This window comes from Nocardioides sp. NPDC000445, assembly GCF_040300245.1.
Classification (GTDB): Bacteria; Actinomycetota; Actinomycetes; order Propionibacteriales; family Nocardioidaceae; genus Nocardioides.
Genome location: NZ_JBEPDH010000006.1, coordinates 65,771 through 83,637, shown reverse-complemented (window position 1 = coordinate 83,637; position 17,867 = coordinate 65,771). Strand labels below are relative to the sequence as shown.

The following is a 17,867-nucleotide window of genomic DNA, read 5'->3' as shown; positions in this document are numbered from 1 at the left end:
CCTGCTCTCCCACCTGTCGCGCCGGCCCGGGAGACTGTGGCCATGACGGTCAACGACCCCACCGACTGGGATACCGCCTACGTCCGCGGCACGACCGGCTGGGACCTCGGCGCTCCCCTGGCCTACATCGAGGAGAACGCGGCGCTCTTCGGCGAGCCCGGCACCGCCTTCGCGCCCGGCGCCGGCCGCGGGCACGATGCGGCAGGGTTGGCGGCTGCCGGATGGCGTACGACGGTCGTCGACCTCTCCCCCACGGCGGCCGCCTACGCGGCGGAGCACTACCCGGACGTCACCTACGCGGTCGGCGACGCTCTCGATGCCGACGTCGTCCTGGCCGCGACCGGCGGGCCGGTCGACCTCATGTGGGACCACACCTTCTTCTGCGCGCTGCCGCCCGACTGGCGCGGCCGCGTCGGCGACCTCGCCCGCGCGGTCGTACGCCCCGGCGGGCGGGTCGCCTCGGGAGTCTTCCCGATCGACCGTCCGAGGACGGAGGCGGGCCCGCCGTGGACATACGTCCCTGAGGACATGAGCCGCGCGCTCGGCCCGGACTTCGACCTGGTCCACGTCTCCGAGCCGCGCCGACTGAACCCACGGATGCCGTGGAGCCACCGCCTCGGGATCTGGCAGCGCCGCTGAGCCCGCCAGCAGAAACCCGGATGCGACAGCGAGCCCACGCCGCGTACGTTGCCACTCATGGACTTCGACCTGCGACCGATCCGGCTCGATGACGCCGAGGGCGTGGCGTACGTCCACCACACCTCGTGGGTGGAGACCTACGCCGGCCTGCTTCCCGCCGCACACTGGGAGACGGACACTCTCGACGCGCGGGTGAGCCGCTGGCACGGTCTCCTGGCCACCTCGAACCCGACCCTGGTCGCGGTCGTCGACGACCGGATCGTCGGCTTCGTGACCGCGCTGCCGTCGTGGCGCCAGCACGACATCGACGACGCCCGTCACCTACAACTCGGGGCCCTCTACGTACTCGCCGACCAGCACGGCACCGGCATCGGCCAGGCGCTCCTCGACGCCGCCATCCCGCTCGGCACCCCGGCCCAGCTCTACGTCGCGAAGGGCAACGACCGGGCGATGCGGTTCTACACCCGCAACGGCTTCGCACCGGACGGCGTCGAGGTGCGCGACGACCGCTTCGACCTGGTCGAGCTCCGCATGGTCCGATGAGCCTCACCGCAGCCCAGCCGCCGCCAGAGCCGCCAGAGCCGCCAGAGCCAGGCCGGTAGTTCGGTGTAGACCAGGTGCGAGTTGACGCGATGAGGGCAAGCAGCAGGACAGTGATGTGCCACCAGGCGACCGCCGCTCAGGGCAAAGTCGAGCAAGTGGTCGATTCGGGCTCGGCAGGGTCGCCTTCGGGCCCAAATCGACCACTTCCTGTTGCTGCCTCAGCCCTTCACACAGAGCAGCGTGCGCAGCCGAGCCTCCACGGAGACCAGATCCGTCTGTGCCTCGATGACGCTCTCCAGGGACTTGTACGCACCGGGGATCTCGTCGACGACACCTGCGTCCTTGCGGCACTCGACTCCCTCGGTCTGCGCGGCGAGGTCGGCGACGCTGAAGGTCTTCTTCGCCTTCGTGCGCGACATCTTCCGACCCGCGCCGTGCGAGGCGGAGCAGTAGGACGCCTCGTTGCCGAGCCCGCGCACGACGTACGAACCGGTGCCCATCGATCCCGGGATCAGCCCGTACTCGTCGGACTTGGCCGAGATCGCGCCCTTCCGGGTGACGATCAGGTCCGCGCCGTCGTACGTCTCCCGGGCGACGTAGTTGTGGTGAGCGTTGACCTCCCGTCCCCACACGACCTCGGGGAAGAAGCGCGCGAAGACGCTCTTGACCGTAGCCATCATGATCCGCCGGTTGAGCTTGGCGTAGTCCTGGGCCCAGTAGAGGTCGTGCAGGTAGGCGTCCATCTCCGCGGTGCCGGCCAGGAAGACCGCCAGGTCGCGGTCGGGCAGGCCGAGGTTGTGCTCGAGCCCCTTGGCTGCGTAGATGTGCCGCTCGGCGATCTCCTTGCCGATGTTGCGGCTGCCGGAGTGCAGCATCAGCCAGATCACGCCGTCGTCGTCGGCGGTCACCTCGATGAAGTGATTTCCACCGCCGAGCGAGCCGCACTGCGCGACCGCCCGCTTGTGCCGGTCGCCGAGCTTCGGCGCCCGCAGCTCCTCGAAGCCGCCGAAGAGCTTGTCGAAGGCGACCTTCAGCTTCAGGTCCTTGCGGACGACGCCGGCCTGGCCGTCGTTCGCCTGGAACCCGACCGGGACCGCCTCCTCGATCGCCGAGCGCAGCGGGCCGAGGTCGTCGGGCAGGTCGCTGGTCGTGACGGAGGTCTTGACCGCCATCATCCCGCAGCCGATGTCGACGCCGACCGCGCTCGGCGAGACGGCGTCCTTCATCGCGACCACGGAGCCGACCGTGGCGCCCTTGCCGAGATGCACGTCCGGCATGACACGTACGCCGTGCACCCAGGGCAGCCTGGAGATGTTGCGCAGCTGGTCCTGGGCGGCGTGCTCGATCTCGTGCGGGCGTGCCCACATCAGGGTCTCGGCCTTGGCACCGGCCAGGGCGATCGGGAACTCGTTCGTCATCTCTTTCTCTCCTTCGACAGGGCCGGGGCATGCGAAAGGGCCGCTCCGGCCGGGTTCTTGCGGCGGGAGCGGCCCTTTCAGGTCGGCGCTGATGCTCAGCGCGTCGGCGGCTCCTGGCCGATGCGGTCCGAGCGGAGGTCGGAGCGCAGGCAGGCTTCGCTCGCCAGACCGGTGTTCCCGGCGGCGGAGCGGATCTCGACCGACCTGCGCATGCTCATCTCCTCGTCTGTGTTGCTGTGCCGGAAACGGTAGTCAGCGGCGTACGTCTGGTGCCACTGGTTTACGCGAGGCGGGCGGGGAAGCCGCCGGTGGCGACCGGGCCCCAGCGCTTCGGGGTGATCCGGAGGAGGGACTTGCCCTGGTCGACCATCGCCTGGCGGTACTCGTCCCAGTCGGAGTGCTCGCCGGAGATGTTGCGGAAGTAGGTGACGAAGGCGTCCAGGGCCTCCTCGCCCGCGGTCGCGTCGAGCACCTCGGCGTCGCCGTCGACCTGGACCCAGGCGCCGTTCCACTCATCCGAGAGAACCATGACGCTGACCTGCGGGCGACTGCGGGCGTTGCGGGTCTTGGCCCGCTCGGGGTAGGTCGCGATCACGATGCGCCCGTCGTCGTCGACGCCACCGGTGACCGGCGAGAGCTGCGGGGACCCGTCGGCTCTGCTGGTCACCAGGATCATCTGGTGGCGGGGACGTACGAACTCCAGGAGCCCCTCGAGATCAACGGTCGTGTTCGTCGCGATCGTGCGTGCCATGGTCCCCAGCCTGCCAGGTGAACCCGTCCGGGTCGGTGAAGGCCTCGCTGCCGCCACCCAGGACGATCCCGTACGCAGCGTCCGGATCGACCGCGACACCGGTCTCCTTCTCCAGGGCGCGCCGGGGATAGATCGCGAGCTGGACGGCACCGGGAGCGGCCTCGAACTCGGCGTACTTGCCGCCGAAGCTCCGCTTCACGCCGAGCCCTCGCTCGGCGTAGAACCGCTTGGTCGCCTTGACGTCGGCGACACCGAGGAGCAGGACGATGTCGTCGATCTCGCGGGTGGCGGGGCCGTTGTCCTTCTTCGCCGAGGTGGCGATCTTCCAGATCGAGCCGTCGGGGGCCTGGACGATGCCGCCGTAGCCCCAGAACGACTTCTCGACCGGCTTGAGAGAAGTGGCGCCGGCCGCGAGCGCGGAGTCGACGAGGCTGTCGACCGTCGAGGGCTGGCCGACGACCAGGGAGATCGTGAACGGCCGGCCGGTGCCGGTGCCCGGGCCCTGGCGTACGGAGATCTGGTCGGTGAGCCCGAAGGCCTTCTCGTAGAACGCCTGGGCGTCCGTGGGATCTGCAGCGTCGAGGGCGATGGTCTGAAGTGTGAACATGTCTCGACCTTAGGAATCGCGGGGCCTTGCGGGCTTCTCGATTCCTGACCGCCTCGCTTGTTGATCTCCTGAGCAGAAATTGTGTCTGAGACACCGCGTCATAGGTCTGGGGGCATGGCGTCTCATCCCCGCGTTGGCCGTCCTTCGGTGGGAGTTGGGCGGCCAACGTCCTGACAGGCACCTAAGAATCCATGGGATCGCACCTAGGCGATTGGGCCGGTGGCGTACGCCTTCTTAGACTGCCGCCGTGGACTCTTCCGTCGCCAGGCCTGCTGTCGAGGTACGCGACCTGCGCATGACCTATGGCGACAAGACGGCCGTCGACGGACTCACGCTGAGCGTCGCGGAGGGATCGATCACGGCCGTGCTCGGGCCCAACGGTGCCGGCAAGACGACGACCCTGGAGACCTGCGAGGGCTACCGGAAGCCCCAGCAGGGGACGGTTCGCGTCCTCGGGCTCGACCCGATCGCCGACCGCAGGCAGCTGCTCCCCCGGATCGGGGTGATGCTGCAGGGGCAGGGCGCTTGGAGCGGCGTACGCGCCATGGAGATGCTCAAGCACATCGCCCGGCTGCACGCGCATCCGCTCGACGTCGACTACCTGGCAGAACGGCTCGGCCTGGGCGAGTGCGGCCGCACCCCCTACCGGCGACTCTCGGGCGGGCAGCAGCAGCGGCTCGGGCTGGCGATGGCGCTGGTGGGCCGTCCGGAGCTGGTGTTCGTGGACGAGCCGACGGCGGGGATGGACCCGCAGGGGCGGCGTACGACCTGGGAGCTGCTGCGCGAGCTCAGGCAGGACGGCGTCACCGTCGTGCTGACGACGCACTACCTGGAGGAGGCCGAGGAGCTGGCCGACCAGGTGCACATCATCGACCGCGGCCGGATGATCGCCTCGGGCACTCCGCTCGAGCTCACCAGGGGTGGCGCGACCGCCACCGTGAGACTGGTCGTGACCAAGCCGTTCCCGCCAGGTTCCCGCGAGTCGCTGCGCAAGGCGCTCGGCGAGGACACCGAGGTCACGCTGCTCGACGAGCGCTCGATGCGGGTCACCGGCAAGGCCGACCCGACCACGCTCGCCAAGGTGAGCCGCTGGTGCGAGGAGAACGACGTCCTCCCGGAGTCGCTGACCCTGGGTCGCAGGAGCCTCGAGGACGTCTTCCTCGATCTCACCGGCGGCCTTCACCTCACCGAGGGGATCGAGCATGTCTGAGGTCGCCACGGGGACCTTCACCCCCAAGCCCGGCGGTGCGCCGATCACCCAGCAGGTGGTCGCCCAGGCGCTGATGGAAGCCAAGCTGATGCTCCGCAACGGCGAGCAGCTCCTGCTGGCCGTCGTGATCCCGGTGATGGTGCTCGTCGGTGGCGTCACGGCCGGCAACGCGATCGACCTCGACCTCGGCACCGACCGCCCGCTGGTCGACATCCTGACCCCCGGGGTCCTTGCGCTGGCCATCATGTCGACGAGCTTCACCAGCCTCGCGATCGCGACCGGCTTCGAGCGGCGCTACGGCGTGATCAAGCGCCTCGGCGCCTCGCCACTCCCCCGGACCGGCCTGCTCGCCGGAAAGGTGCTCGCGCTCGGCTGCGTACAGCTCGTCCAGCTCTTCGTCATCGGCGCCGTCGGCCAGATCCTCGGCTGGACCCCTGCCGCGGGGTTCGGCACCGTCCTCGCCTTCTTCCTCGCCATCGCGATGGGCACGCTGGCCTTCGCCTCGCTCGGGCTCTTCGTCGCCGGCGTGCTGCGGGCCGAGGCGACGCTGGCCGCCGCCAACCTCATCTACCTGCTCCTCCTGGCCGGCGGTGCCGTCGTGCTGCCGCTGACGGCCTACGGCGCCTACGGCGACGTCGCCCGCTGGCTCCCCTCGGGCGCGCTCGGAGAGGCCGTACGCACCGCCTTCCTCGACGGCGTCCCGGCCTGGCGGGACCTCGGGGTGCTCCTCGTCTGGGCCCTCCTCGGCTCGACCCTCACAGCTAGGACCTTCAAGTGGGAATGACCACCACCGAACCCTCCACCGACCCCGGCCCCTCGGCCAAGGACAAGGTCCTCGGCTGGCTCCGCGCGCATGCTTTCGGTCTGGCCATCGCCAACCTCGTCGCCAACATCGGGATCGTGGTGACCGGCGCCGTGGTCCGGCTGACCGGCTCCGGCCTCGGCTGCCCCACCTGGCCCAAGTGCACCGAGGAGTCCTACGTGGCTCACGAGGCGCTCGGGATCAACGGCGTCATCGAGTTCGGCAACCGGCTGCTGACCTACGTCCTGGCCGCGATCGCCATCACCGTCGTCATCGCCGTCTGGAACCGCCGCGGCACCATCCGCACCCTGGCGATCGTCATCGCCCTCGGTGTCCCGCTGCAGGGTGTCATCGGTGGCATCACCGTCCTCTCCGAGCTCAACCCCTACGTCGTCGCGCTCCACCTGCTCGCCTCGATGGCGATGGTCGGCCTGTGCGTGTGGCTGCTCGACGACCTCCGCTCCCCGGAGCGTGAGGCCGCGCCGCGCAACGTACGCATCGCCGCTCTGGTCACCTTCGTCGTCGGCTGGCTCTCCCTCTGGCTCGGCACGGTCGTGACCGGCTCCGGCCCGCACTCCGGCGACCTCGAGTCCCGCCGCACCGGCCTCGACCCGGCCCTGATGTCCCACATCCACGCCTACGCCGTCTACGCGCTCATCGCCGCGACCCTGGTGACGCTGTGGCTCGGCCGCAAGCACGCGTACGTCCGTCAGGTAACGCTCGTCCTGCTGGCCATCGAGCTCGCCCAGGGCCTGATCGGCTGGGTGCAGTACCTCACCGACCTTCCCGTCCTCCTGGTCGGCTTCCACATGCTCGGCGCGGCCCTCATCTCCGCCGGCCTCGCCCGCGTCGTCTGCTCGGTCCGCGCCCACGCCTAGCCCCGACGTGGTCGGCTCCCGTCAGAGCAGTGCCCCGTTGTGGATGTACGTCGCGGGCGGAGCCATCCCGCGAACCCCCAGGTAGCCGTCGGTGCCGAGGCTCAGGCGACAGGCGAGCCCGACGTCCGTTGCCCACTGGTTGGCGGCGGTGACATGGCCGACGACGGCCCGCTCGCCCGTGGCGCGCGCCAGGCACTCCCACAGCAGCCGGACCGCGGTCTCCTCGTCGAGGGCGGCGAGCAGCGCGGGGCCGCTGGTGCCGGCATAGGCATACCCACGACCCGCGGTGTCGACAACCAACGTGCCCATCGACGCCAGCGTCTCGTGATCGGGACCGTGGCCCGCGCCGCGGGCCATCCGGTCGATGCGGTCGAGGAGCCCGACGTCGTCGAGCGAACCCTGCCGCAGTCCGCCGACGGCCGGCAGGGCTGAACGGTCGACCTGGCCCCACAGGACCATCTGCGGGTGCAGGTCGAAGCCTGCCAGCCGGTAGCGCCGGACCGCCTTCGGGTCATCGCTCGCGGACAGCATCCACCGCGGGCAGTCCGCCCCGTGCCGGGCGGCCAGGGCGAGGATGCGCTTGCCGACTCCCTGCCCCTGCAGCCCCGGACGTACGGCATAGGTCGCCAGCGCCCACACCGCGTCGTCGCGGCGGATCGAGGTCGCGAAACCGGCGAGTCCGTGCTCGTCGACCGCGACGACGCACCCCTCCGGGTCGGTGTCCAGGAACCGTTGCGTACGCCGGTTCCACTTCTCCGCCTGCTCGGGGGACCGCTTCTCAGGTTCGGTCTCGTGCGGCCGCCGGATCCGTACGTCGAGCTCGTAGAACGCCTCCGCGCTCAGCCGCTCCGCCAGCGGGACGTCCTCGGGCTGCATCGACCGGATCTCCACGCCGGAACCCTATCGAGCCGCGCGACGCGTCGTTCAGCTCGGCGGGCGGGGTCTCAGCGCAGGAGCGGGTCGACCGCGAGGGCGACGAAGAGCAGGCTCAGGTAGAGGTTGCTCGAGTGGAAGAGCTGCATCGGGCGGATCTTGGTGAGGTCCTCGGTGCCCTTGGCTCGCGCGTGCAGCTGGTGGGCCTGGACGAGGAAGACGGCGCCGAGACCGATCGCTGCGACCGGGTAGAGCCAGCCGGTGGAGGCGAGGGGCCACAGCAGCAGCGAGGTGGCGACCATGACCCAGGAGTACGCCACGATCTGAGCGCCCACGTAGCGGGCGGACTTGACCACCGGCAGCATCGGCACGTCGACCTGGGCGTAGTCCTCGCGGTAGCGGAGCGCCAGGGCCCAGGTGTGCGGCGGGGTCCAGAAGAAGACGACCATGAACAGGATCAGCGGCTCCCAGTTCACCGAGTTGGTGACCGCGGTCCAGCCGATCAGGGTCGGGAAGCAGCCCGCGATGCCGCCCCAGACGATGTTCTGCGTGGTGCGCCGCTTGAGCAGCATCGTGTAGACGAAGACGTAGAACGCGTTGGCGGCCACCGACAGCCCGGCCGAGAGCCAGTTGACGAAGAGGCCGAGGACAACCACCGACAGCACCGCGAGGACCGACCCGAAGATCAGCGCCGCCCGGGGGGTGACCACGTGCCGCGGCAGGGCCCGGCGTCGCGTACGCCTCATCTGCTCGTCGATGTCACGGTCGTAGACGCAGTTGAAGACCGAGGCCGAGCCGGCCGAGAAGATCCCGCCGACTACCGTGGCCGCGACCAGGCCGACGCCCGGCACACCCTGGGCGGCGAAGAACATCACCGGCACGGTGGTGAGCAGCAGCAGCTCGATCACGCGTGGCTTCGTCAGGGAGACGTACGCCGAGATGACATCGCGCATTGACGCGCGGTCGCTACGCTGGTCGAGGTCGGGGACCGGCTGTTCGACGTGCGTCACTGAGAAGATCCTTCTCGATCGGGTTGAGGCTTCACATGCGGCTCATACAGGCAGTTCACAGCATGCGGCTCGCAGTCTAACCCGGGGCGTGAGTAGGCTCGGATTCGGCAGCCCCCCACGGCCAGCCCAAGAACTTCCCAAGTGGACTCTCCGATTTGAAAAGGCACCTCGTGAGCACCAAACCTGTACTCGAGTGGACCGATCTGGACAGCAAGGCCGTGGACACCGTCCGCGTTCTCGCCATGGACTCCGTGCAGAAGGTCGGCAACGGCCACCCTGGCACCGCGATGAGCCTGGCCCCTGCTGCCTATCTGCTCTTCCAGAAGGTGATGAAGCACAACCCGGCCGACACCGACTGGCTCGGCCGTGACCGGTTCGTGCTCTCCGTCGGCCACTCGAGCGTCACCCTCTACATCCAGCTCTACCTCGGCGGCTTCGGTCTCGAGCTCGGCGACCTGGAGAGCCTGCGCACCTGGGGCTCGCTGACCCCGGGCCACCCCGAGCGCGGCCACACCCGCGGCGTGGAGGTGACCACCGGCCCGCTCGGCCAGGGCGTCGCCAACGCCGTCGGCATCGCGATGGCCCAGCGCCGGCTGCGCGGCCTGCTCGACCCGGACACCCCGGTCGACCAGCCGAGCCCCTTCGACCACAAGACGTACGTCCTGGCCGGCGACGGCGACCTGCAGGAGGGCGTCAGCAGCGAGGCGAGCTCGATCGCCGGCACCCAGAAGCTCGGCAACCTCACGATGATCTACGACGCCAACCGGATCTCGATCGAGGGTGACACCAACGTCGCGTTCACCGAGGACGTCGCGGCTCGCTACCGGGCCTACGGCTGGCACGTCCAGGAGGTCGACTGGACCCACGACGGCACCGGCTACACCGAGGACGTCCCGGCGCTGTTCGACGCGATCAACGCCGCCGGCGAGGTCACCGACCAGCCTTCGCTGATCGTGCTGCGCACGGTCATCGCCTGGCCCGCCCCGAACGCGCAGAACACCGAGGCGGCCCACGGTTCGGCGCTCGGCGCCGAGGAGGTCGCCGCGACCAAGGAGATCCTGGGCTTCGACCCGGCGAAGTCCTTCGACGTCGACCCCGAGGTGCTCGCCCACACCCGCAAGCTCATCGAGCGCGGCGAGAAGGCCGAGCAGGCCTGGCGCGCCGAGGAGGCCGCCTGGGCCGAGGCCAACCCGGAGGGCGCCAAGCTGCTCGAGCGGATGCAGGCCGGCGAGCTTCCCGCCGACATCGCCGACGCGCTGCCGTTCTTCGAGGCCGACGCCAAGGGCATCGCCACCCGTGCCGCCTCCGGCAAGGTGATCAACGCGCTGGCGCCGGTGCTGCCCGAGCTGTGGGGCGGCTCGGCCGACCTCGCCGGCTCCAACAACACCACCATCTCCGGTGCGCCCAGCTTCGTCCCCGAGGACCGCTCCACCCACGAGTGGAAGGGCGACCCCTACGCCGGCCGCGTGCTCCACTTCGGCATCCGCGAGCACGCCATGGGCGCGATCCTCAACGGCATCGTGGCCCACTCGCCCACCAAGGCCTTCGGCGGCACGTTCTTCCAGTTCTCCGACTACATGCGCGGTGCCGTACGCGTCGGGGCGCTGTCCAAGCTGCCGGTGATCCACGTCTGGACCCACGACTCCGTCGGTCTGGGCGAGGACGGCCCGACTCACCAGCCGGTCGAGCACCTCGCCGCGGTCCGGGCGATCCCGGGCCTCGACGTGGTCCGTCCCGCAGACGCCAACGAGACCGCCGCCGCCTGGCTCGAGGTGCTCAAGCACCACGACCGCCCTTCGGCGCTCATCCTGACCCGTCAGGCGCTGCCGACCTTCCCCCGCGGCAAGGACGGCTACGCGACCACCGAGGGTGTGGCCAAGGGTGGCTACGTACTCCTCGACTCCCCCACCGGCACCGTCGACGTCGTCCTGCTCGGCACCGGCTCCGAGGTGCAGTACGCCGTCGCCGCCCGTGAGGAGCTGGCGAAGGAAGGAATCGGTGCCCGCGTCGTCTCGCTGCCCTGCCTGGAGTGGTTCGAGGCCCAGGAGCAGGACTACCGCGACTCGGTGATCCCGCCCAACGTCAAGGCGCGCGTCAGCGTCGAGGCCGGCGTGAAGCAGGGCTGGCGGGAGTACGTCGGCGACGCCGGCCGGATCGTCTCGCTCGAGCACTTCGGCGCCTCGGCGTCCGGTGCGCTGCTGTTCAAGGAGTACGGCTTCACCCCCGAGGCGGTCGTCACGGCCGCCAAGGAGAGCCTCGCCGCCATCAACAAGGGAGCATGAAATATGTCTGACCGTCTCAAGGCGCTGGCCGAGGCCGGCGTATCCATCTGGCTCGACGACCTCTCCCGCGAGCGGATCGAGACCGGCAACCTCGCCGAACTCGTCAAGGAGAAGTCCGTCGTCGGCGTGACCACCAACCCGACCATCTTCGCGGCCGCGATCGCCAAGGGTGAGCGCTACGACGAGCAGCTGCGCTCGCTGGTGGCCGACGGCAAGAACGTCGACGAGGTCATCTTCGGCCTCACCACCGAGGACGTACGCAACGCCTGCGACATCCTCGCGCCGGTCGCCGAGTCCACCAAGGACGACGGCCGGGTCTCCATCGAGGTCGAGCCCACCCTGGCCAACGACACCGAGGCGACCATCGCCTCCGCGAAGGCGCTGTGGGCCGCGGTCGACCGCCCCAACGCGCTGATCAAGATCCCGGCGACCCTGGAGGGGCTCCCGGCGATCACCGCCGCGATCGCCGAGGGCATCTCGGTCAACGTGACCCTGATCTTCTCGGTCGAGCGCTACCGGGCCGTGATGGACGCCTACCTGACCGGTCTGGAGCAGGCCAAGGCGGCCGGCAAGGACCTGTCCACGATCCGCAGCGTGGCATCGTTCTTCGTCTCCCGCGTCGACACCGAGATCGACAAGCGGCTCGAGGCGATCGGCACCCCCGAGGCCAGCGCGCTGCTCGGCATGGCCGCGGTCGCCAACGCGATCGCCGCCTACGCCGCCTTCGAGGAGGTCCACGCCAGCGAGCGCTGGACCGCCCTGGCCGCTGCGGGCGCCAACGCCCAGCGCCCCCTGTGGGCCTCGACCGGGGTCAAGAACCCGGCCTACCCCGACACCCTCTACGTCACCGACCTGGTCGTCGCCGACACGGTCAACACCATGCCGGAGAAGACCATGGAAGCCTTCGCCGACCACGGCGAGGTCAGGGGCGATGTCGTCACCGGCAAGGGCGCCGAGGCGGCCACCGTCTTCGAGTCGCTGCGCTCGGTCGGAGTCGACCTCGATGACGTCTTCCTGGTGCTGGAGACCGAGGGCGTGGACAAGTTCAAGGTCTCCTGGACCGAGCTCGTCGACACCGTGCAGGGACAGATCGAGGCGGTCAAGTAGTGGGCGGCCCGGTCGACGCGACGACGACGGACGCCTGGAAGGCACTCACCGAGCTGCGAGCCGGTATCACACCTGACCTGCGCTCGTGGTTCGCCGATGATCCCGGCCGGGCCTCACGCTTCACTTATCAAGCGGCCGACCTCCATGTCGACCTCTCCAAGAACCTCCTCACCGACGACCTCCTGGCCGCTCTGCTGGCGCTCGCCGAGCAGGTCGGCCTGGAGGCACGGAGGGACGCGATGCTCGCGGGCGAGCACATCAACGTCACCGAGGACCGGGCGGTGCTCCACACCGCCCTGCGCCTTCCCGCCGACGCCTCCCTCGAGGTCGACGGCACCGACGTCGTGCCCGCCGTCCACGAGACCCTGGCGAAGATGTACGCCTTCGCCGACCGGGTCCGCTCCGGTGAGTGGAAGGGCGTCACCGGTGAGCGGATCCGCACCGTGGTCAACATCGGCATCGGCGGCTCCGACCTCGGCCCGGTGATGGCGTACGAAGCGCTCGAGCCGTTCCGTCACCCGGAGATCGAGTGCCGGTTCATCTCCAACATCGATCCCACCGACGCCGGCCAGAAGCTGAAGGGGCTCGACCCCGCCACCACGCTGTTCGTCGTCTCCTCGAAGACCTTCTCGACGCTGGAGACGCTGACCAACGCCCGCCTCGCCCGCACCTGGCTGCTCGACTCGCTCGGTGACGACGTGGACGCCGCCGAGGCCGTCGCGAAGCACTTCGTGGCCGTCTCCACGGCGCTGGACAAGGTCGCGGCCTTCGGGATCGACCCGGAGAACGCCTTCGGCTTCTGGGACTGGGTCGGCGGCCGCTACTCGGTCGACTCCGCGATCGGCACCTCCCTGGCGATCGCCATCGGGCCGGAGGGTTTCGCCGAGTTCCTCGGCGGGTTCCACGCGATCGACGAGCACTTCGCGAAGACGCCGCTCGCGCAGAACGTGCCGGCGCTGATGGGTCTCCTGAACGTCTGGTACGTCAACTTCCTCGACGCTCAGACCCATGCCGTGCTGCCCTACTCCCAGCTGCTGCACCGGTTCCCTGCGTACCTTCAGCAGCTGACGATGGAGTCCAACGGCAAGTCGGTGCGCTGGGACGGCACCGCGGTCACCACCGACACCGGCGAGGTGTTCTGGGGCGAGCCCGGCACCAACGGACAGCACGCGTTCTACCAGCTGATCCACCAGGGCACCCGGGTGATCCCGGCCGACTTCATCGCCTTCGCCAACCCGGCCTATCCGCTCGCGGACGGCGACATCGACGTGCACGAGCTGTTCCTGGCCAACTTCTTCGCCCAGACCCAGGCGCTCGCCTTCGGCAAGACCGCCGAGCAGGTGCGCGCCGAGGGCACCGCGGAGAACATCGTCAACGCGCGGGTCTTCTCCGGCAACCGGCCGACCACCTCGATCATGGCGCCCGCGCTGACCCCCGGCGTACTGGGCCAGCTGATCGCCCTCTACGAGCACATCACCTTCACCCAGGGCGTGGTGTGGGGCATCGACTCCTTTGACCAGTGGGGCGTCGAGCTCGGCAAGCAGCTCGCCGTCCAGATCAGCCCGGCGGTCTCCGGTGACGCGGACACCGCCAGGCAGCAGGACACCTCCACCCAATCCCTCATCGCCTACTACAGAGAGAAGCGCACGTGACCAGCGACGGTCATCCCGAGTCACTCATCGAGGTCCACGACAGCGCTGAGGCCCTGGCCTCGGCGGTCGCCGGAGAGTTCCTCAGCCGCCTCGCCGACCTGCAGGCGGCCGGCGACGTTCCCACCATCGGCCTCACCGGTGGCACGATCGCCGAGGCGATCCACCGCGAGATCGCCCGCCTCGCACCCGAGTCGGGTGTCGACTGGGGCGCGGTCGAGTTCTTCTTCGGCGACGAGCGCTACGTCGCCGCCGACTCCCCCGACCGCAACGCCGGTCAGGCCCGCGCCGCCTTCCTGACCGAGGTCGGCGTCCCGGACCACCGCATCCACGAGATGCCCGCCACCGACTCCGGCCTGAGCGTCGACGAGGCCGCGGCACGGTTCTCCGAGGACGTACGCAGCCACGGCTCCGGCGGCTTCGACATCCTGATGCTCGGCGTCGGCCCCGACGGTCACATCGCCTCCCTCTTCCCCGGCTTCCCGCAGCTCGAGGCGAAGGACGCGATCGCCGTCGGCGTCACCGGCTCCCCCAAGCCCCCGCCCGAGCGGATCACCTTCACCTTCGAGGCGCTGCGCCGGTCCACGACCGTCTGGTTCCTGGTCAGCGGCGAGGGCAAGGCCGAAGCGGTGGCCAAGGCACATGCCGGCGCTCCGATCACCGAGATCCCCGCCACCGGCGTCACCGGCACCACCGAGACGACCTGGTTCCTGGACCGAGCGGCCGCGTCCAAGCTCTGACCCCCTCCCGACTCGGCGCGACTGTCCCACCCAGGAGCGCCGAGTCGGCGCAAATGTCTCGGGAACTCCGTTACCCAGGTTGCTAACTGCAGGTAAATCTTTCCCGCAGCGGGTTCCGCGGGCACCTGCCGACTGCCACCATCCGAACATGTCCCTCAGCGCCTCTCGGCGGCTCGGCCTGACCCTGGCCAGCCTCGTTGCCCTCGCCCTGGCGAGCTTCATGGCGGTCGTGATCACGACCGCCCCGGCCCAGGCGGCCACGATCAACGTCACCACGGCGATCGCCACCCAGAACGGCTCGACGGCCACCGTACGCGGCTACATCGTCGGCCAGCCCACAGCGACCAGCACGGTCGTGACCAGCAACTACCCCAGCGACTACGCTCTCGCGATCGCTGACTCGGCCTCGGAGACCAGCACGTCCAAGATGCTCTACGTGCAGATCCCCGAGGCGTTCCGCAGCGCATGGGGCCTCCGGTCCAACCCGGGTCTCAAGGGGCGTCAGATCGACGTGACCGGCACCCTGACGGCGTACTTCTCCCATCCCGGCCACAAGAACGCCACCTCCTTCGCGTTCGCGGGCTCCACGCCGACCCCGACTCCGACCCCGACGGCCACCCCGACCGCGGACCCGAACATCCCGGCGGGCTACTACGACTCGGCCGCCGGCCTGTCCGGCTCGGCGCTTAAGTCGGCGCTGCACAACATCATCGACGGCCACACCACGCTGTCCTACAGCGCGGTCTGGGAGGCACTGAAGGTCCTCGACCAGGACCCGAACAACTCCGCGAACGTCATCGAGTTCTACTCCGGGGTCTCCACACCGAAGACCAACAACGGCGGAGACGCCAACAACTGGAACCGCGAGCACACCTGGCCGCAGAGCCACGGGGACTTCGGCACCAGCAACGGCCCCGGCACCGACGTACACCACCTGCGTCCCGAGGACGTCACCGTCAACTCCACCCGTGGCAGCAAGGACTTCGACCTGGGCGGCTCGGCAGTCTCGGAGTGCAGCGACTGCTGGACCGACTCCGACTCCTTCGAGCCACGCGACAGCGTCAAGGGCGACCTCGCCCGCGGCATCCTCTACATGGCCGTGCGCTACAACGGCGACGACGGCTTCGCCGACCTGGAGGTCAACAACTCCATCAACGGCTCGACCAACTACCTCGGCAAGGTCTGCGTACTGCTCAGCTGGCACACCGCCGACCCCGTCACCGCGGCCGAGCGCACCCGCAACAACACCATCTACTCGACCTACCAGCGCAACCGAAACCCCTTCATCGACCACCCGGAGTACGCCGAGTCCATCTTCGGCGCCACCTGCTGACCCTCCCCGCCGAGTCGGCGCATCTGTCCCACGCAGAGGCGCCGACCCGGCGCGTCAGCCCCGCTCGAACGCCCCGAGCCGGCGCGTCAGCCCCATACTGTCCACAGGCTTTTCCACAGGCCGCCGAGGACCGCTGGCGGGATCCGGGGACTGCTCCCAGACTCTGGGGCATGGACATCGACGAGATGCTGTTCACCGGAAGCCTCGGAAGCACCTTCCCGCTGCCGGCGACCGAGCCATTCACCTTCACGATGGCCCGCGAAGCCGGGATCTCGCGGAGGCGTCTCGGCACGCTGCTCGAGACGGGCCTTGTACGTCGCCCCATCAAGGGTGTGTATCTGGCCACCGAGGCGGGCGACTCCCTCACCGTCCGCGCTGCATGCTTGAGACTGGTCGCACCCGCCGACTGCATCGTCGTCGACCGACATGCCGGCTGGCTCCTCGGAGCCGAGATGATCCTCGCCCCCGGCGAACACATCAGCCTTCGACCACTCTCGTTCTTCCGCCCGTCCGGCCGCGGCCGCCTTCGCAACCACATCGCCAGCAGCGGGGAACGCGACGTGGCGGACAGCGAGACCGAGGAGATCGGCGGCCTGAGGGTCACGACCGCGCTGCGTACGGCCTGGGATCTCGGTCGCGTCCGCTGGCCTGATGAGGCGATCGCCGGAGTCTCGATGATGCACCGCCTCGGGGCGTACGAGCCTGAGGAGTTCATCGAAGGGATCGAGCAGTTCCGCGGTCAGCGATGGGTCACCACACTTCGCGCAATCGGCCCGCTGGCGGACGGGCGGTTCGAGTCACCGCCCGAAGCGGTGCTGGGCCTGCACTGCCATCAAGCCCGGTTTCCCATGACCCCGCAGGTCGAGGTCTCCACCGTGACCGGAGAGTTCGTCGCCCGTCTCGATCTGGCCAACGAGGACCTTCTCGCCGCCGTCGAGTACGACGGCGCGGAATGGCACTCCTCCCCCGACCAGCAGGCACGTGACCGAGAACGGCGCTTGGAGGTGCGCCGAGAAGGCTGGCTGGTCGAGGCGTTCACGAAGAGCGATATCTTCACGCGGACCGGCACCGCAGACGTACGCATCCGGCAACTGCACCATCGGGCGCTCCGGCGGCGCGGTGGACGGCTGGCGAGCTGAACGGGACAGTTGCGCCGACTCGTTCGCTTCACACGGGACTGACGAGCCGACTCGTGCTCCACGGGCGGGACAAATGCGCCGAGTCGGCGCCTCTGCTTGGAGCAGATGCGCCGACTCGGCGGGGGTTCAGAAGATGATCTCGCCGGATTTGCGGCGGGAGCGGAGGAGAGCGATTGCCTCCTCCAGGATGTCCTCGGCCTCGGCGTCGGAGCGGCGCTCCTTCACGTAGGCGAGGTGGGTCTTGTAAGGCTCGATCTTCGGCGCCGGGGGCGCGTTCTCCTCGTCCAGACCGGCTGGGAGCCCACACTTGGGGCAGTCCCAGGAGTCCGGTGGCGTCGCCTCGACGGCGAAGGTGATGACCGAGCGATGTGCGTTGGTGCAGAAGTAGGTGACGGCCTTCCGCGGCGCTGCCTCGCCGCGCTCCGCCTCACCCATCGGCCCAGCACCGACTCGGGAGCCCCGAATCGCGTTCCCTCCACCTGCCATGGTGCTGCGGTGTCCTCTCTCAACTTAAAGTTCGCAGCCCCGAGAGGCCACTTTGGGGGAATCGGACGGCAAAATCTCCGTCCAGCGTCGATGAGTTTAGACGCTATCGCGCGTGCGCTGAAGGGGAATGTTTCAGTAGGCCATCAGCAGGCCGAGCGCGATCACACAGGCGAACCAGATGACACCGATGCCGATGGTGAGCCGGTCGAGGTTGCGCTCGACGACTGAGGATCCACCCAGCGAGCTCGAGACACCGCCACCGAACATGTCGGAGAGTCCGCCACCGCGGCCCTTGTGAAGCAGCACGAGCAGGATCATCAGCGCACTCGCGATGACCAGGATGATGGTGAAGAGAAGTTCCACGTCTGAAATCCTATCTGGAGAGCCCGAAACCTACAGC

General features: G+C 69.3%; 18 protein-coding genes. 11 read left to right on the top strand and 7 right to left on the bottom strand.

Annotated features, from left to right (window positions below; genetic code table 11):
- Nucleotides 1-42: 42 nt before the first annotated feature.
- Both ABT304_RS09765 and ABT304_RS09760 read left to right on the top strand, forming a co-directional pair.
- Nucleotides 43-639, top strand: coding sequence for a methyltransferase domain-containing protein (locus tag ABT304_RS09765; RefSeq protein WP_350714789.1), 597 nt, complete (start codon nucleotides 43-45; stop codon nucleotides 637-639).
- A gap of 57 nt (nucleotides 640-696) precedes the next feature.
- The gene (locus ABT304_RS09760) at nucleotides 697-1,182 is read left to right on the top strand and encodes a GNAT family N-acetyltransferase (protein WP_350714787.1); all 486 of its coding nucleotides are present in this window, start codon (nucleotides 697-699) and stop codon (nucleotides 1,180-1,182) included.
- 218 nt (nucleotides 1,183-1,400) lie between these two features.
- On the opposite strand, the gene ABT304_RS09755 is transcribed toward ABT304_RS09760, so the two are convergent.
- The 3 genes from ABT304_RS09755 to ABT304_RS09745 form a co-directional block, all read right to left on the bottom strand.
- Nucleotides 1,401-2,600: an RtcB family protein gene (locus ABT304_RS09755; protein WP_502890307.1), complete on the bottom strand. Its 1,200-nt coding sequence runs from the start codon at nucleotides 2,598-2,600 to the stop codon at nucleotides 1,401-1,403.
- 280 nt (nucleotides 2,601-2,880) lie between these two features.
- A complete protein-coding gene (locus ABT304_RS09750) occupies nucleotides 2,881-3,351 on the bottom strand; it encodes a PPOX class F420-dependent oxidoreductase (RefSeq protein ID WP_350714785.1) in 471 nt (156 codons plus the stop codon).
- Nucleotides 3,317-3,958: a glyoxalase gene (locus ABT304_RS09745; RefSeq protein WP_350714783.1), complete on the bottom strand. Its 642-nt coding sequence runs from the start codon at nucleotides 3,956-3,958 to the stop codon at nucleotides 3,317-3,319. The genes ABT304_RS09750 and ABT304_RS09745 overlap by 35 nt, the downstream gene beginning before the upstream one ends.
- 247 nt (nucleotides 3,959-4,205) lie before the next feature.
- On the opposite strand from ABT304_RS09745, the gene ABT304_RS09740 reads away from it, so the two are divergent.
- Genes ABT304_RS09740 through ABT304_RS09730 form a run of 3 tightly spaced genes read left to right on the top strand, consistent with a single transcriptional unit; the run spans nucleotide 4,206 to nucleotide 6,848 of the window.
- Nucleotides 4,206-5,168: an ABC transporter ATP-binding protein gene (locus ABT304_RS09740; RefSeq protein WP_502890306.1), complete on the top strand. Its 963-nt coding sequence runs from the start codon at nucleotides 4,206-4,208 to the stop codon at nucleotides 5,166-5,168.
- The gene (locus tag ABT304_RS09735) at nucleotides 5,161-5,952 is read left to right on the top strand and encodes an ABC transporter permease (protein ID WP_350714781.1); all 792 of its coding nucleotides are present in this window, start codon (nucleotides 5,161-5,163) and stop codon (nucleotides 5,950-5,952) included. The genes ABT304_RS09740 and ABT304_RS09735 overlap by 8 nt, the downstream gene beginning before the upstream one ends.
- Entirely contained in the window at nucleotides 5,949-6,848 is a 900-nt protein-coding gene (locus ABT304_RS09730) for a COX15/CtaA family protein (protein ID WP_350714779.1), read from the top strand. The genes ABT304_RS09735 and ABT304_RS09730 overlap by 4 nt, the downstream gene beginning before the upstream one ends.
- 21 nt (nucleotides 6,849-6,869) lie before the next feature.
- Here the strand turns inward: ABT304_RS09730 and ABT304_RS09725 are convergent, their stop codons facing one another.
- Nucleotides 6,870-7,739 carry a GNAT family N-acetyltransferase gene (locus tag ABT304_RS09725; RefSeq protein WP_350714777.1) on the bottom strand — a complete coding sequence of 290 codons (870 nt, stop codon included), beginning with the start codon at nucleotides 7,737-7,739 and terminating at the stop codon, nucleotides 6,870-6,872.
- 53 nt (nucleotides 7,740-7,792) lie between these two features.
- Nucleotides 7,793-8,731, bottom strand: a complete 939-nt coding sequence (locus tag ABT304_RS09720) for a heme o synthase (protein WP_160022609.1) — start codon at nucleotides 8,729-8,731, stop codon at nucleotides 7,793-7,795.
- A 170-nt stretch (nucleotides 8,732-8,901) separates the two neighbouring features.
- On the opposite strand from ABT304_RS09720, the gene tkt reads away from it, so the two are divergent.
- The 6 genes from tkt (at nucleotide 8,902) to ABT304_RS09690 (ending at nucleotide 16,981) form a co-directional block, all read left to right on the top strand.
- On the top strand, nucleotides 8,902-11,013 hold the full coding sequence (gene tkt / locus ABT304_RS09715) for a transketolase (protein ID WP_350714775.1): 2,112 nt from the start codon (nucleotides 8,902-8,904) through the stop codon (nucleotides 11,011-11,013).
- A gap of 3 nt (nucleotides 11,014-11,016) precedes the next feature.
- Nucleotides 11,017-12,120, top strand: coding sequence for a transaldolase (tal, locus tag ABT304_RS09710; RefSeq protein WP_350714773.1), 1,104 nt, complete (start codon nucleotides 11,017-11,019; stop codon nucleotides 12,118-12,120).
- The gene (gene pgi / locus ABT304_RS09705; RefSeq protein ID WP_350714772.1) at nucleotides 12,120-13,772 is read left to right on the top strand and encodes a glucose-6-phosphate isomerase; all 1,653 of its coding nucleotides are present in this window, start codon (nucleotides 12,120-12,122) and stop codon (nucleotides 13,770-13,772) included. Before tal ends, pgi begins: the two co-directional genes overlap by 1 nt.
- Nucleotides 13,769-14,509, top strand: coding sequence for a 6-phosphogluconolactonase (gene pgl, locus ABT304_RS09700; RefSeq protein ID WP_160022601.1), 741 nt, complete (start codon nucleotides 13,769-13,771; stop codon nucleotides 14,507-14,509). The genes pgi and pgl overlap by 4 nt, the downstream gene beginning before the upstream one ends.
- Nucleotides 14,510-14,657: 148 nt before the next feature.
- Nucleotides 14,658-15,842 carry an endonuclease gene (locus tag ABT304_RS09695; protein WP_350714770.1) on the top strand — a complete coding sequence of 395 codons (1,185 nt, stop codon included), beginning with the start codon at nucleotides 14,658-14,660 and terminating at the stop codon, nucleotides 15,840-15,842.
- 170 nt (nucleotides 15,843-16,012) lie between these two features.
- Nucleotides 16,013-16,981 carry a type IV toxin-antitoxin system AbiEi family antitoxin domain-containing protein gene (locus ABT304_RS09690; protein ID WP_350714768.1) on the top strand — a complete coding sequence of 323 codons (969 nt, stop codon included), beginning with the start codon at nucleotides 16,013-16,015 and terminating at the stop codon, nucleotides 16,979-16,981.
- Nucleotides 16,982-17,107: 126 nt separating this feature from the next.
- On the opposite strand, the gene ABT304_RS09685 is transcribed toward ABT304_RS09690, so the two are convergent.
- Complete coding sequence (locus ABT304_RS09685; RefSeq protein ID WP_160022595.1) at nucleotides 17,108-17,467, bottom strand: RNA polymerase-binding protein RbpA; 360 nt, start codon at nucleotides 17,465-17,467, stop codon at nucleotides 17,108-17,110.
- Between the two features lie 132 nt (nucleotides 17,468-17,599).
- Nucleotides 17,600-17,830: a preprotein translocase subunit SecG gene (secG, locus tag ABT304_RS09680; protein ID WP_008357155.1), complete on the bottom strand. Its 231-nt coding sequence runs from the start codon at nucleotides 17,828-17,830 to the stop codon at nucleotides 17,600-17,602.
- Between the last annotated feature and the right edge of the window lie 37 nt (nucleotides 17,831-17,867).